Genomic DNA, 15,125 nt, shown 5'->3' with positions numbered 1-15,125 from the left:
GGAAACGGACCCGCGCGTTAACGGGGGAAATAGAAAATTACAGCGGTTCGGTTTGCGCTTCAACAACCGCCAGCGCCACCATATTAACGATCCGACGTACGGAGGCGATCGGCGTCAGGATATGCACCGGCTTCGCCACCCCCATCAGCACCGGCCCGACGGTCACCCCTTCCGAACTGGAGACGCGCAGCAGGTTATAGCTGATCCGGGCGGCTTCCATATTCGGCATCACCAGAATATTGGCCGCCCCCTTCAGCGGGCTGTCCGGCATGCGATCGTTGCGGATGCTTTCCACCAGCGCGGCGTCGCCATGCATTTCGCCATCGATCATCAGCTCCGGGGCGCGGGCCTTCACCAGTTCAAGGGTTTTGCGCATCTTGCTGGCTGACGGGCAGTCGGCGGAACCAAAGTTGGAGTGCGACAGCAATGCCACCCGCGGCTCAATACCGAAGCGACGCACGCTTTCCGCCGCCATCAGGGTGATCTCCGCCAGCTCTTCCGGCGACGGATCGTGATTGACATAGGTATCGGCGATAAAGGTGTTGCCGCTCGGCAGCAGCAGCGCATTCATCGCCCCGGCGGTGCTGACGCCGTCGCGATAGCCAAACAGCGGCTGCACCACGCGGTAGTGATCGTGGTACTCGCCAATAGTCCCGCAGATCATCGCATCCGCTTCACCGCGATGAACCATGATGGCGCCAATCACCGTGGTGTTGCTAATCACCGCCCGCTGCGCCTGCTCCTGGGTAATGCCGCGGCGCTTCATCAGCTGGTAGTACTCGCTCCAGTACTCTTTAAACCGCGGGTCGGATTCATTATTGACGATCTCAAAGTCAACGCCGGCCTTGATCTGCAGGCCCAGCTTCTGGATGCGCATTTCAATCACGCTCGGGCGCCCCACCAGAATCGGTTTGGCCAGTCCCAGAGACACCAGCTCCTGGGTGGCGTGCAGCACCCGAGTCTCCTCCCCTTCCGCCAGCACCACGCGCTTCGGCTCTTTGCGCGCCTGAGAGAAGATAGGCTTCATAAACAGGTTGGTTTTATAGACGAACTCGCTCAGTTTCTCGATATAGGCGTCAAAATCAGCGATCGGGCGCGTCGCCACGCCGGAATCCATCGCCGCCTTCGCCACCGCAGGGGCTATCTTGACGATCAGCCGCGGGTCGAACGGTTTCGGAATGATGTAGTCCGGACCAAAGCTTAAATCCTGATCGCCGTAGGCGGAGGCCACCACTTCGCTCTGCTCGGCATGGGCCAGCTCGGCAATTGCATGCACCGCCGCCAGCTTCATCTCTTCGTTGATCGCCGTCGCGCCGACGTCCAGCGCGCCGCGGAAGATGAACGGGAAGCAAAGTACGTTGTTGACCTGGTTAGGGTAGTCGGAGCGGCCGGTACAGATGATGGCGTCATCGCGGACCTGCTTCGCCAGCGGCGGCAGAATTTCCGGCTCCGGGTTGGCCAGGGCGAGGATCAGCGGCGCCCGCGCCATCTTCTTCACCATCTCCTGAGTCAGCACTTTCGGGCCAGAGCAGCCGAGGAAAATGTCGGCGCCGTCGATCACGTCATCGAGGGTGCGTTTGCCATCGTCTTCCACCGCATAGGCCGCTTTGGTTTCCGCCATGTTCGGCTCACGGTCTTTATAGATAACGCCTTTCGAATCGCAGACCACGATGTTGTGCTTTTGCATCCCCAGCGCCACCAGCAGATTCATACAGGCGATCGCCGCCGCGCCCGCGCCGGAGACCACCATCCGCACGTCGGACAGATTCTTCTCGACGACGCGCAGACCGTTGAGGATCGCCGCGGTGCTGATGATCGCCGTGCCGTGCTGATCGTCATGGAAGACCGGGATATTCATCCGCTCGCGCAGCTGCTGCTCGATGTAGAAACACTCCGGCGCTTTAATATCTTCCAGGTTGATACCGCCGAAGGTTGGTTCGAGGGCGGCGACGACGTTAATGAATTTGTCCGGATCCAGCTCATCGACTTCGATATCAAACACATCGATACCGGCAAATTTCTTAAACAGGACGCCTTTGCCCTCCATTACCGGCTTACCGGCCAGCGCGCCGATGTTGCCGAGCCCCAGCACCGCGGTGCCGTTGGAGACGACCGCCACCAGGTTGCCGCGGGCAGTGTATTTGTAGGCGGCCAGCGGATCTTTTTCGATTTCCAGGCAGGGGGCTGCGACGCCCGGCGAGTAGGCCAGCGCCAGATCGCGCTGGGTGGCGAGAGGTTTGGTCGGCGAGACCTGGATTTTTCCGGGAACCGGAAATTCGTGGAAGTCGAGGGCGCTCTGTTTTAACTGCTCATCCATTTTCTATTCCTTTCTTTCACGTATCGTTCGTAGGGGAAAAGCGTGATGACCATCCTGTCGTTCACCTTTCAGTGGCAGACAGTATCCCTCCTGGCGGGGCGATAAACTTTGAACACCGCCAAACTCTGGCCATCGTTATGATTTTGTTGTTATCAATTTATAGCGGTTATGTTACCCGGATTCGCCGCCAATAATAGCCCTGTCTGCTATGCTTTTTGGTTATGTACCTCATCAATGTTTATACCGTATACCGGCAAGCACTCATGTAACACCTTGTTCCAGGAGGACTTATCCATGAATCAGTTAGACAGCATCAAGCAGTTCACCACGGTGGTCGCCGACAGCGGAGACATCGAATCCATCCGCCACTACCATCCGGAAGACGCCACCACCAACCCCTCTCTGCTGCTGAAGGCCGCCGGCCTGGCGTCCTATAGCGGCCTCATCGACGACGCTATCGCCTGGGCCAAAAAACAGGGTGGCGGCCGCGAAGCGCAGGTGACTCACGCCTGCGATAAGCTGGCGGTCAATTTTGGCGCGGAGATCCTCAAAAGCATTCCCGGACGGGTCTCCACCGAGGTGGACGCCCGGCTCTCCTTCAACCGCGAGAAAAGTATCGAGAAGGCTCGCCATCTGGTGGCGCTGTATCAGGAGATGGGCATTGATAAGTCGCGGATCCTGATCAAGCTGGCATCCACCTGGGAGGGGATCCGCGCCGCGGAGGTGCTGGAGAAAGAGGGGATCCACTGCAACCTGACGCTGCTGTTTTCCTTCGCCCAGGCCCGGGCCTGCGCCGAGGCCGGGGTTTATCTCATCTCCCCGTTCGTTGGGCGTATTTATGACTGGTATCAGGCGCGCAAACCGCTGGAGCCATACGTGGTGGAGGAAGATCCGGGGGTGAAATCGGTGCGCAATATCTATGACTATTTCAAACAGCATAAATACAACACCATCGTGATGGGCGCCAGCTTCCGCCGCACCGAGCAGATCCTGGCGCTGGTCGGTTGCGACCGGTTGACCATCGCCCCGCCTTTATTAAAAGAGCTGCAGGCCAGCGATACCCCGGTGGTGCGCAAACTGATCCCTGCCAGCCAGATCCTGCCGCGTCCGGTGCCGCTCAGTGAAGCGGAGTTCCGCTGGGAACATAATCAGGATCCGATGGCGGTCGAAAAGCTAGCGGAGGGGATCCGCCTGTTCGCCGTCGATCAGCGCAAACTGGAAGATCTGCTTGCCGCCAAACTGTCACTTTAGTCTCACGGAGAAAAATATGTCCCGAAGAGAGCTTGCCAACGCCATCCGCGCCCTGAGTATGGACGCCGTGCAGAAAGCCAACTCCGGCCATCCCGGTGCGCCGATGGGGATGGCTGATATTGCCGAAGTGCTGTGGAACGATTTTCTCAAGCACAATCCGCAGAACCCTGACTGGGTGGACCGCGACCGTTTCATCTTGTCCAACGGCCACGCGTCGATGCTGCTCTACAGTCTGCTGCACCTGACCGGCTACGATCTGCCGCTGTCTGAACTGAAGCAGTTCCGTCAGCTGCACTCTAAAACGCCCGGCCACCCGGAGCATGGCTATACCCCTGGGGTGGAAACCACCACCGGCCCGCTGGGCCAGGGGCTGGCGAACGCCGTCGGGATGGCCATCGCCGAACGGACGCTGGCGGCGCAGTTTAATCGCCCCGGCCATGAGATCATTGACCATCACACCTGGGTGTTCATGGGCGATGGCTGTTTGATGGAGGGGATCTCCCATGAGGCCTGTTCGCTGGCCGGCACGCTCGGACTGGGCAAGCTGATCGGTTTTTACGATCACAACGGCATCTCCATCGACGGCAAAACCGAAGGCTGGTTTTCCGATGATACGGCGGAACGCTTCCGCGCCTATCACTGGCACGTCATAGGCGATATCGACGGCCACGATCCGCAGGCTATCAAACAGGCGATAACGGAAGCGCAGGCGGTGAAAGATAAACCGTCACTGATTATCTGCCGGACCATCATCGGCTTCGGTTCGCCCAACAAAGCCGGCTCAGAGGAGTCTCACGGGGCGGCGCTTGGCGAAAAAGAGGTAGCGCTAGCCCGCCAGCAGCTTGGCTGGAAATATCCTCCGTTCGAGATCCCGAAAGAGATCTACGCGGGCTGGGATGCGCGTCCGCGCGGGGAAAAAGCGGAGCACGCCTGGAACGAGAAATTCGCCGCCTACCAGCAGCAGTTCCCGGAGCTGGCCGCTGAGCTGACCCGACGTATGAATGGCGCCCTGCCGGAAGACTTTGCCGCGACCGCCCGCGACTACGTGGCGAAACTGCAGGCCGAGCCGGCGAAAATCGCCAGTCGCAAGGCTTCGCAAAACGCGCTGAACGCCTACGGCCCGCACCTTCCGGAACTGCTGGGCGGTTCTGCGGATCTTGCGCCGAGTAACCTGACCATCTGGTCTGGATCGACATCGATTAAAGAAGATCCTGCGGGCAATTATATCCACTACGGGGTGCGCGAGTTTGGCATGACCGCGGTGGCCAACGGCATTGCCCTGCACGGGGGCTTTATTCCGTATACCTCGACCTTCCTGATGTTTGTGGAGTACGCCCGCAACGCCGCGCGCATGGCGGCCCTGATGAAGGCCCGGCAGATCATGGTCTATACCCATGACTCGATCGGTCTTGGGGAAGACGGGCCGACGCACCAGGCGGTGGAACAGCTGGCCAGTCTGCGGCTGACGCCCAACTTCAGCACCTGGCGCCCCTGCGACCAGGTGGAGACCGCCGTCGCCTGGCAGGCGGCTATCGCGCGACAGGGCGGGCCGACGGCGCTGATCCTGTCGCGACAAAACCTGGCGCAGATGCCGCGTACCCCGGAACAGGTGCAGGATATCGCCCGGGGTGGCTACGTGCTTAAGGATGCCGGCGGAAAACCCGACCTGATCCTCATCGCCACCGGCTCGGAAGTGGAGATCACCGTCCTGGCCGCGGAAAAACTGTTGGCCAAAGGGGTAAATGTGCGGGTCGTCTCGCTCCCTTCCACTGATGTGTTTGACGCCCAGGATGAGGCCTGGCGCGAATCGGTGCTGCCGTCGGACGTCAGCGCCCGGGTGGCGGTCGAAGCCGGGATAGCGGACTACTGGTATAAATATGTCGGCTTAAAAGGCAAGATCGTCGGCATGACCGGCTATGGCGAATCCGCCCCGGCAGAGCAGTTGTTCCCGTTCTTTGGCTTTACGGTCGACCATATCGTCGCCACCGCCGAACAGGTGCTTAACGGGTGATCCACAGCGTGGGCCAGGCATCTGGCCCCTGCCAGTTGTCGCACGTCGGCTGCTGCGCGTAGCGGGAGAGGCTGAACCGCTGGCCGTCAAAACGCCAGCGGGTTTGGATCCCGCAATCGCCGGCCCCGCGGCCTTTATCCAGGGTCACCAGCTCATGGCGGCGGTCATCATAGCTGGCGTTGATCAGCTCAATCTCACGCGGCGCCTCGCCCGGCGGCTGGAATGGCAACGTTAGCCGCACCTGACGGGCGACATAGGGGCGCTGGCGGGAGACCAGCCAGGCCAGCCAGACGGTGTTGTAGGCGCCGGATTCGCAGCTGGTCATCAGCAGCACTTTGTCATCCGTCAGCGCAGTAACGCGAATTTCACGGCGGAAGGGATCGAGGGAGCAGTGGCTGTTGGTCATCCGCTCATTACCGTAGTCCATCAGATCGTTGAGCTCCTCACGCCCCAGCGGCGACTGCGCCGTTTCCGCGCTCGCCACCGCGCGCAGCGCCGGCGCCGGCGGTACGCTGAGCGGCGGCTCTTCCCCTTTGCCGACCCAGGCCGTTTCGCTACCTACCCGCTTTTGCCGATCGTCGATAAAAAACAGAGCCGCTTTCAACCCCTGCAGGGAGATGGTCTGCAGGCCATTGGCCAGCGAGAGCGCTTTACCCTCCTGAACCTGCTGGAGAAACGCATCGATCGTCACGCTGTCGGCGGTTTTAATGAGCTTATCTTCAATGTGCCAGCGCTTGTCGGTCAGGGACAGCGGTTTACCATCCAGCAGCAGGCGCGGCGCTATCGGCGCGAGCGTCGCCACTGGATTGCCGGTGCCGCCCAGCTCGATACGCAGACTGGCGTCAGTGACTGCCCCAGCGCTGCGGCTGAGGGTCATCACCAGGCCATGATGCAGCCCCACGTTACGGGTGACGCAGAAATTTTGGTTGTTACAGGTGACCAGCCAGTCGTTGAAGCGCTGCTGCGTCGGTGCCGACCATGCCTGCGAGCAAGGCAGCACCGCCATAAAAAGGAAAAAGATGACGCGAAAAAGCATGAACCGCCCGACCCCAGATAAACCCGACCACGGCGCCTATCCTGGACAACGGCAGCGGGTTACTCAATCGGATTTGTCAGAGTTCCCCGACATCAGGCCGGAGGTTTGCAGATATTGCAGCAGAATGACCGCCTTACCGTCGCGGATCTCCCCGTCAGCGACCATCTGCAGCGCCTGGCTAAAAGGCAGCTCCAGCACCTCGATGGCTTCATCATCCACCCCGCCGCCGCTGGTGGTTCGCTGCGCGTCGCTGTACTCGGCGATAAAGAAATGCACTACCTCGGTGACGCCCCCTGGCGACATAAACAGCTCAAACAGCTTTCTCACCTCGCCCACTTCGTAGCCGGTCTCTTCCACCGCCTCTTTACGAATGCAGGCTTCCGGCTCGTCGTTGTCCAGCAGCCCGGCGCAGGTTTCAATCAGCATGCCGTCATGATTGCCATTGACCCAGGTGGCGACACGGAACTGACGCACCAGGACCACCGTCTGCTTATGGCGGTTATACAGCAGCACGGTGGCGCCATTGCCGCGATCGTAGACCTCGCGCTTGTGGCGCACGACGCTGCCGTCCGCCCGCGTCAGCTCATAGGTCATGTTGCGTAGTACGAACCAGTTCTCAGAGAGGATTTTATCTTTAATGACGTGAATATTGAGTGACATACCGACCCCACAGCGTAAAAGGACGCCCTCATACTACGCTGCGGAGCCGGGTTTGTCGTCAGTGAAGCGGCGTCGTTTTCCGCGCCAGATAGTCCAGGATCCCCTGCGCCGCGTGACGGCCTTCCGCCATCGCCGTCACTACAAGGTCTGCGCCGCGCACGGCATCGCCGCCGGCAAAGATCTTCTCCTGACTGGTCTGATAACGGTAACGGCTCTCCACTCCGGCTTTAATACGCCCCTGACTGTCCAGCGCCACCCCCGCCGCTTCCAGCCAGGGCATGCGGTGCGGGTGGAAGCCAAAGGCCATGATCACCGCATCTGCCGGCATAACAAACTCGCTGCCGGGGATCGGCGTCGGACGGCGTCTTCCCCCGGCGTCCGGAGCGCCCAGCTCGGTGCGCAAAAAGCGTACCCCGTTAACCCGCCCGTTCTCGTCCAGCTCAAGCGTCACCGGCTGGACGTTAAACTCAAAGAGCGCCCCCTCTTCGCGGGCGTTTTTGACCTCTTTTTTCGAGCCCGGCATGTTGGCTTCATCTCGCCGATAGGCGCAGGTCACCTGGCGGGCGCCGTGGCGCAGCGCGGTGCGCACGCAGTCCATCGCCGTATCGCCGCCGCCCAGCACCACCACGTTCAGCCCGGCGGTGTTGACATAAGGCTCTTGCGCCGATGCCGCCAGCCCCATCACCTGTTTGGTGTTGGCGATGAGGAACGGCAGCGCATCGTAGACCCCGGGGGCCTCTTCGTTCGGCAGCCCCGCCTTCATGGAGCGATAGGTTCCGGCGCCGACGAACACTGCGTCATAATCGGCCAGCAGTGTCGCCATGGAGATATCTTTCCCCACCTCGCAATTGAGCTCAAAGCGGATACCCATCTCGCTGAAGATCGCCCGCCGCCGGGCCAATAGCGATTTATCCAGCTTGAACGCCGGAATGCCGAAGGTCAGCAGACCGCCAATCTCCGGATGACGGTCGAAGACCACCGGCTGGACGCCGTGGCGCACCAGCATATCGGCGCAGGCCAGCCCGGCAGGCCCGGCGCCGATAATCGCCACCCGCTTGCCGCTCGGCTTAACCTGCGAAAGGTCCGGACGCCAGCCGCTGGCCAGCGCCTGGTCGGAAATATAGCGCTCAATATTGCCGATGGTGACTGCCCCGCTTTCATCGCGCAGGGTGCAGGCGCCTTCACACAGCCGGTCCTGGGGACAGACGCGGCCGGTGATCTCCGGCAGGCAGTTGGTCTGATGGGAAAGCGCGACCGCGGCGGCGATATTCCCCGCTTTAACCAGCTCGATCCACTGCGGGATATGGTTATGCAGCGGGCAGGTCCATTCGCAAATACTGTGCTCCCCACACGTGAGACAGCGGGCGGCCTGCTGCTGCGCCTGCTGCGGGGTGAACGGCTGATAGATCTCCTCAAAGTGGCTCTTTCGCACCTCCGCCGCCAGCTTATCCGGCTCCCCGCGCGGGGGCGTCATCGCCATTTGCCTGACCTTCGCGCCAGCATTGGGCTGGCTGCAGAGCGGCGTAGCGCGCTGCCACGGCTGCACCTCCTGGCATGCCGAGCGCAGTCGCCGCTGCTTCGCCAGGGTGATCAACGTCTCATCGTCGGCGAGGGTCAGCGCCTGCGCGGGACAGTTTTCCACACAGGCCGGCCCCGCCTCGCGGCCCTGGCATAGATCGCACTTGTGCGCGCTGGCTTTCACCAGGCCTGCGGCCTGCGGCGTCACCACCACCTGCATCACCCCGAACGGGCAGGCCACCATGCAGGATTTACAGCCAATGCATTTCTCCTGACGGACCTGAACGCTGTCGCCGGACTGGGCGATGGCGTCGTTGGGACAACTGCGGACGCAGGGGGCGTCCTCGCAGTGGCGGCAGGTGATGGCGTTACGCTGGCCCTCCGCTTTGATCACGGTGATACGTGGCAAAAAGCGCTGCGGGGTCAGCACGTGTTGCTCCTCGTTATGCGCCATCACGCAGGCCACTTCGCAGGCCTGGCAGCCGATGCACTTTCGGCTATCGCTCAAAATAAAGTGGTTCATGGCTTCCTTTTGTCTTCTTGGTGAATAACCCCTCAATGCGCATGCCTATTTATTACCCGACAAGATGACGCCGGAACAATGTCCAATTGCCCAGGATAAACTTTTTCTGGAGAGAATCCGTTTTGGATCAATTTTTTTGACTTAAATGAAATGAGGTTTCACACCGGCAAGGGATAATGCGCCGGTCTGCGGTGACGAAGCAGACTCGCTACCTGCTGGCAGGAAAGCTCGAGGTTTCTTTACGATACGGCAAAAGCAACATGATAAATTACACTATCTCCTTAATTTCTCCACGATTGCCGGAGAGGCTGGCGCTAAAGTGGCACAGGCTGTGCAATAACAAGAAAATGTGCATATGAGGTTTTTATTCTGATGGCGAATTTCTTTATCGATCGCCCCATTTTTGCATGGGTGCTGGCAATCCTGTTATGCCTGACGGGCACCCTTGCCATTTTGTCGCTGCCGGTTGAACAGTATCCCGACCTCGCCCCGCCGAATGTGCGGATCACCGCCAACTATCCCGGCGCTTCCGCGCAAACCCTGGAGAATACCGTCACTCAGGTTATCGAACAGAATATGACCGGCCTCGATAACCTGATGTATATGTCCTCCCAGAGCAGCGCCACCGGCCAGGCGACGATCACCCTCAGCTTTACCGCCGGTACCGACCCGGATGAAGCCGTGCAGCAGGTTCAGAACCAGCTACAGTCGGCGATGCGTAAGCTGCCGCAGGCGGTGCAAAACCAGGGGGTGACGGTACGCAAGACCGGTGATACCAATATCCTGACGCTCGCCTTCGTCTCCACTGACGGCAGTATGGATAAACAAGATATCGCCGACTACGTCGCCAGTAACATCCAGGACCCGCTCAGCCGCGTCAACGGCGTGGGGGATATCGACGCCTACGGTTCGCAATACTCAATGCGCATCTGGCTCGACCCGGCGAAGCTCAACAGCTACCAGATGACCACCAAGGATGTTACCGACGCCATCAGTTCGCAGAACGCCCAGATTGCCGTCGGCCAGCTTGGCGGGACGCCTTCGGTCGATAAGCAAGCGCTGAACGCCACCATCAACTCGCAATCTCTGCTGCAAACCCCGGAGCAGTTCCGCAATATCACTCTGCGCGTCAATCAGGATGGTTCAGAGGTGACGCTGGGCGATGTCGCCACCGTCGAGATGGGGGCGGAGAAGTACGACTATCTTAGCCGCTACAACCGCCAGCCGGCCTCAGGCCTCGGGATCAAGCTGGCTTCCGGCGCCAACGAAATGGCCACCGCGGAGCGCGTGATCAATCGCCTCAATGAGCTGGCGCAGTTTTTCCCCCACGGTCTGGAATATAAGGTCGCCTACGAGACCACCTCCTTCGTGAAGGCTTCCATCACCGACGTGGTGAAAACCCTGCTGGAGGCGATCCTGCTGGTCTTCCTCGTGATGTATCTGTTCCTGCAGAACTTCCGCGCCACCCTGATCCCGACCATCGCCGTGCCGGTGGTGCTGATGGGCACTTTCGCGGTGCTGTATGCCTGTGGCTACAGCATCAACACCCTGACGATGTTCGCGATGGTGTTGGCGATCGGCCTGCTGGTGGATGACGCCATCGTGGTGGTGGAGAACGTCGAGCGCATCATGAGCGAGGAGGGCCTGTCGCCACGCGAGGCGACCCGCAAATCGATGGGACAAATTCAGGGCGCGCTGGTAGGGATCGCGATGGTGCTGTCGGCGGTATTTGTGCCGATGGCCTTCTTCGGCGGCACCACCGGCGCCATCTATCGCCAGTTCTCAATCACTATCGTCGCGGCGATGGTCCTCTCGGTGCTGGTGGCCATGATCCTCACCCCTGCCCTTTGCGCCACGCTGCTTAAGCCGGTTAAGCCAGGTGAATCCCATGAAAGAAAAGGCTTCTTCGGCTGGTTCAACCGCACCTTCAACCGCAGCGCCAGCCGCTACGAAACCTTCGTCGGCAAAATCCTGCACCGCTCGCTGCGCTGGATGCTGATCTACGTCGTCCTGCTCGGCGGGATGGTGTTCCTGTTTCTGCATTTGCCGACCTCGTTCCTGCCGCTGGAGGATCGCGGGATGTTCACCACCTCGGTCCAGTTGCCGAGCGGCAGCACCCAGCAGCAGACGCTGAAGGTGGTGCAGAAGGCGGAAGATTACTTTCTCAATAACGAGAAGCAGAACGTCGAGTCGGTGTTCGCTACCGTTGGCTCCGGCCCCGGCGGCAATGGGCAGAACGTGGCCCGCATGTTCGTTCGTCTCAAAGACTGGGACCAGCGCGACCCGCAAACCGGCACCTCCTTTGCCATTATTGAACGCGCCACCAAAGCGTTTAATCAGATTAACGAAGCGCGGGTTATCGCCAGCAGCCCGCCGGCGATCAGCGGCCTCGGCAGTTCGGCAGGCTTCGATATGGAGCTGGAGGATCATGCCGGGAAGGGGCACGATGCGCTGATGGCGGCGCGCGATACGCTGCTTGAGCTGGCCGGGAAAAATCCGCTGTTGACCCGCGTTCGGCATAACGGGCTCGATGACAGTCCGCAGCTGCAGGTCGATATCGATCAGCGTAAAGCGCAGGCGCTGGGCGTCTCCATTGACGACATCAACGATACGCTGCAAACCGCGTGGGGGTCGAGCTACGTCAACGACTTTATGGATCGCGGCCGGGTAAAGAAAGTCTACGTCCAGGCGGCGGCGAAATACCGGATGCTGCCTGACGATATCAATCTTTGGTACGTGCGCAACAGCAGCGGTACGATGGTGCCATTCTCGGCCTTCGCCACCTCGCGCTGGGAGACCGGCTCGCCGCGGCTGGAGCGCTACAATGGCTACTCAGCGGTGGAGATCGTCGGTGAGGCGGCGCCGGGTATCAGTACCGGTACCGCGATGGACATGATGGAGAAGCTGGCCGCGCAGTTACCCACAGGCTTTGGCCTCGAATGGACCGCCATGTCCTACCAGGAACGCCTCTCTGGCGCTCAGGCGCCGGCCCTGTACGCGATTTCTCTGCTGGTGGTGTTCCTGTGCCTGGCGGCGCTGTACGAGAGTTGGTCAGTGCCGTTCTCGGTGATGCTGGTGGTGCCGCTGGGGGTGATTGGCGCCCTGCTGGCGACCTGGATGCGCGGGCTGGAGAATGACGTGTACTTCCAGGTGGGTCTGTTGACAGTGATCGGCCTGTCGGCGAAAAACGCCATTCTGATCGTCGAGTTCGCCAATGAGCTCAACGAGAAGGGCCAGGATCTGCTCAGCGCCACGCTGTCGGCTTGCCGTCAGCGCCTGCGCCCCATCCTGATGACCTCGCTGGCGTTCATCTTCGGCGTGCTGCCGATGGCGACCAGCACCGGCGCCGGTTCCGGCAGCCAGCATGCGGTCGGCACCGGAGTGATGGGCGGGATGATCTCCGCCACCGTGCTGGCGATCTTTTTCGTGCCGCTGTTCTTTGTGCTGGTGCGTCGCCGTTTTCCGCTAAAGGAGCGTCCGCAATAAACCGACGAGCTTCGGCGGCGAGGCGTAATAACAGAAAAGGCGACCACGGTGGTGGCCTTCTTTATGTGTTCAGAACCCTAGCGCGCTTATTTATTTCGCGTTATACCCCTGCTCACATTGCGGAAATTTATTTACGAAGCATGCCTTCAATAAAGTCTTTCCAGTTCCCCAGTTCATGTTCAATCATAATAGCCTCTCTTATTATTATGGTCGATTCTATATAACTTCATTACCGATGGGAAGTTGTGCTCCCCTATTGCTCTGATTGTCTTATGGACCGCTGACAGAGATAAAACCTCTGGTTGTCGCTACTATGCCGCTTCGTATGTAAACATAATGTGACGTAGAGCAACCTCAGACAACATTTTTGCAATAATGTTAAAGCCCTCACATCATGCCCACAGGTGGCCAACATTTAACCACCCGATATATCGAATGAGATCCCCGGTAAAAAGTTATATTTATTCATCTGAATCACGTATTATTTCAGTAAGACTTATATATTCGGAAATATCTGAGTTAACCGCTTAATTGAATGTAAAAGGTTTATCTATGCTCACCATGTACGGAATTAAAAACTGCGATACCATTAAAAAAGCCCGCCGCTGGCTGGAAGCGCATCAGATTGAGTATCGCTTCCATGATTACCGCGCCGATGGCCTTGAGCGCGCGCAACTGGATACCTTTATTGCCGAGCTGGGCTGGCAGGCGCTGCTGAACACCCGTGGCACCACCTGGCGCAAACTCGACGAGTCGCTGCGCAATAGCATCGATAATGCCGACGCCGCAGCCGCATTGATGCTGGAAATGCCGGCAATTATCAAACGCCCATTGCTCTGCGCGCCCGGTCGTCCTATGCTGCTGGGTTTTAGTGAAGCAAGTTATCAGCAGTTTAACGAGGTATAGTCTATGTCTTGCCCGGTCATTGAGCTGGCTCAGCAGCTTATTCGCCGCCCTTCCCTTAGCCCCGATGATGCGGGATGCCAGGCGTTAATGATTGAACGCCTGCGTGCGATCGGCTTTACCGTTGAACCGATGGATTTCGGCGATACGCAGAATTTCTGGGCCTGGCGCGGCCACGGCGAGACGCTGGCCTTCGCCGGCCACACCGACGTAGTCCCGGCAGGCGACGCCGACCGCTGGATCAATCCCCCGTTCGAACCGACCATCCGCGACGGGATGCTGTTTGGCCGCGGAGCGGCGGATATGAAAGGCTCGCTGGCGGCGATGGTGGTTGCCGCAGAGCGTTTTGTCGCGCAGTACCCGAACCACAGGGGCCGACTGGCGTTTTTGATCACCTCTGATGAAGAGGCCAGCGCCAAAAACGGCACCGTCAAAGTGGTGGAGACGCTGATGGCGCGTAACGAGCGTCTGGACTATTGTCTGGTCGGCGAACCTTCCAGTACCGAAGTGGTCGGCGATGTGGTGAAGAACGGCCGCCGCGGCTCGCTGACCTGCAACCTGACTATTCACGGCGTGCAGGGCCATGTCGCCTATCCGCACCTTGCCGATAACCCTGTCCACCGCGCGGCGCCGATGCTGGCGGAACTGGTCAATATCGAGTGGGATAAAGGCAATGAGTTCTTCCCGCCGACCAGCATGCAGATCGCCAACGTGCAGTCCGGCACCGGCAGCAATAACGTGATCCCCGGCGATATGTTCGTCCAGTTCAACTTCCGCTTCAGTACGGAGCTGACGGACGAGATGATCAAATCCCGGGTGATCGCCCTGCTGGAAAAATACCAGCTGCGTTACAGCGTGGAGTGGTGGCTCTCCGGCCAGCCGTTCCTCACCGGACGGGGCAAGCTGGTGGATGCGGTCGTCAACGCGATTGAGCACTATAATGAGATCAAACCGCAGCTGTTAACCAACGGCGGCACCTCAGACGGACGGTTTATCGCGCGCATGGGGGCGCAGGTGGTTGAGCTGGGCCCCGTAAACGCAACGATTCACAAAATTAATGAATGTGTGAACGCCGCCGACCTGCAGCTGCTGGCGCGGATGTATCAACGCGTCATGGAACAGCTGGTCGCCTGACGAATTGACGTAAAGAGGAAGCGCGCATGGAATGGCTTATTAAACACTGGTGGATTCTGGTGCTGGTCTTTTTGGTGGGGGTAATTATCAACGTGATTAAAGATCTGAATCGCGTTGACCACAAAAAATTCCTCAACAACAAACCCGATCTGCCGCCGCACCGTGATTTTAACGATAAATGGGACGACGACGACGACTGGCCGAAGCACGACCAGTCGAAGAAACCGTAAGTTTGCCTTTATCGCGGTACCGCCCGCCCCCCCGGCCCCCCCCCCCCCCCGCCGGC

11 protein-coding genes are annotated in these 15,125 nt (G+C 59.6%); 6 read left to right on the top strand and 5 right to left on the bottom strand.

The annotated features are described in order from the left end of the window. Window positions 1-37: 37 nt before the first annotated feature. Window positions 38-2,317, bottom strand: a complete 2,280-nt coding sequence (gene maeB / locus HMPREF9538_RS03425) for an NADP-dependent oxaloacetate-decarboxylating malate dehydrogenase (protein WP_004185057.1) — start codon at window positions 2,315-2,317, stop codon at window positions 38-40. 294 nt (window positions 2,318-2,611) lie between these two features. On the opposite strand from maeB, the gene tal reads away from it, so the two are divergent. Together tal and tkt are read left to right on the top strand one after the other, a co-directional pair. Beyond that, window positions 2,612-3,568 (top strand): transaldolase, encoded by a 957-nt coding sequence (gene tal, locus HMPREF9538_RS03430; RefSeq protein ID WP_002913732.1) that lies wholly within the window; start codon window positions 2,612-2,614, stop codon window positions 3,566-3,568. 16 nt (window positions 3,569-3,584) lie between these two features. Next, window positions 3,585-5,579 (top strand): transketolase, encoded by a 1,995-nt coding sequence (gene tkt / locus HMPREF9538_RS03435; RefSeq protein WP_004149269.1) that lies wholly within the window; start codon window positions 3,585-3,587, stop codon window positions 5,577-5,579. On the opposite strand, the gene HMPREF9538_RS03440 is transcribed toward tkt, so the two are convergent. The 3 genes from HMPREF9538_RS03440 to aegA all read right to left on the bottom strand — a co-directional run bounded on the left by HMPREF9538_RS03440 (window position 5,569) and on the right by aegA (window position 9,316). Beyond that, on the bottom strand, window positions 5,569-6,615 hold the full coding sequence (locus tag HMPREF9538_RS03440) for a DUF1176 domain-containing protein (RefSeq protein ID WP_009309515.1): 1,047 nt from the start codon (window positions 6,613-6,615) through the stop codon (window positions 5,569-5,571). The genes tkt and HMPREF9538_RS03440 overlap by 11 nt on opposite strands. Window positions 6,616-6,678: 63 nt before the next feature. Continuing rightward, a complete protein-coding gene (gene nudK, locus HMPREF9538_RS03445) occupies window positions 6,679-7,275 on the bottom strand; it encodes a GDP-mannose pyrophosphatase NudK (protein WP_002913754.1) in 597 nt (198 codons plus the stop codon). Window positions 7,276-7,333: 58 nt separating this feature from the next. Continuing rightward, window positions 7,334-9,316 carry a formate-dependent uric acid utilization protein AegA gene (aegA, locus tag HMPREF9538_RS03450; protein WP_004145639.1) on the bottom strand — a complete coding sequence of 661 codons (1,983 nt, stop codon included), beginning with the start codon at window positions 9,314-9,316 and terminating at the stop codon, window positions 7,334-7,336. Window positions 9,317-9,688: 372 nt separating this feature from the next. Here aegA and acrD point away from each other — a divergent pair, with 372 nt between their 5' ends. After that, entirely contained in the window at window positions 9,689-12,802 is a 3,114-nt protein-coding gene (gene acrD, locus HMPREF9538_RS03455; protein ID WP_004185072.1) for a multidrug efflux RND transporter permease AcrD, read from the top strand. A gap of 127 nt (window positions 12,803-12,929) precedes the next feature. Here the strand turns inward: acrD and ypfM are convergent, their stop codons facing one another. After that, on the bottom strand, window positions 12,930-12,989 hold the full coding sequence (ypfM, locus tag HMPREF9538_RS31875) for a protein YpfM (RefSeq protein WP_100181659.1): 60 nt from the start codon (window positions 12,987-12,989) through the stop codon (window positions 12,930-12,932). A 365-nt stretch (window positions 12,990-13,354) separates the two neighbouring features. Between ypfM and HMPREF9538_RS03460 the strand changes: the two genes are divergently transcribed. From HMPREF9538_RS03460 to HMPREF9538_RS03470, 3 genes are read left to right on the top strand one after another with little or no spacing between them, the layout of a single operon-like run. After that, on the top strand, window positions 13,355-13,708 hold the full coding sequence (locus HMPREF9538_RS03460; RefSeq protein WP_002913764.1) for an ArsC family reductase: 354 nt from the start codon (window positions 13,355-13,357) through the stop codon (window positions 13,706-13,708). A gap of 3 nt (window positions 13,709-13,711) precedes the next feature. Further along, window positions 13,712-14,839 carry a succinyl-diaminopimelate desuccinylase gene (dapE, locus tag HMPREF9538_RS03465; RefSeq protein ID WP_002913766.1) on the top strand — a complete coding sequence of 376 codons (1,128 nt, stop codon included), beginning with the start codon at window positions 13,712-13,714 and terminating at the stop codon, window positions 14,837-14,839. 26 nt (window positions 14,840-14,865) lie between these two features. Continuing rightward, window positions 14,866-15,069, top strand: a complete 204-nt coding sequence (locus HMPREF9538_RS03470; protein ID WP_002913768.1) for a YpfN family protein — start codon at window positions 14,866-14,868, stop codon at window positions 15,067-15,069. Window positions 15,070-15,125 lie beyond the last annotated feature (56 nt).

The sequence above is a fragment of the Klebsiella sp. MS 92-3 genome, assembly GCF_000195655.1.
Taxonomy (GTDB): domain Bacteria; phylum Pseudomonadota; class Gammaproteobacteria; order Enterobacterales; family Enterobacteriaceae; genus Klebsiella; species Klebsiella pneumoniae.
The sequence above is the reverse complement of the archived record's forward strand: the minus strand, read 5'-3'. Positions and strand labels throughout refer to the sequence as shown.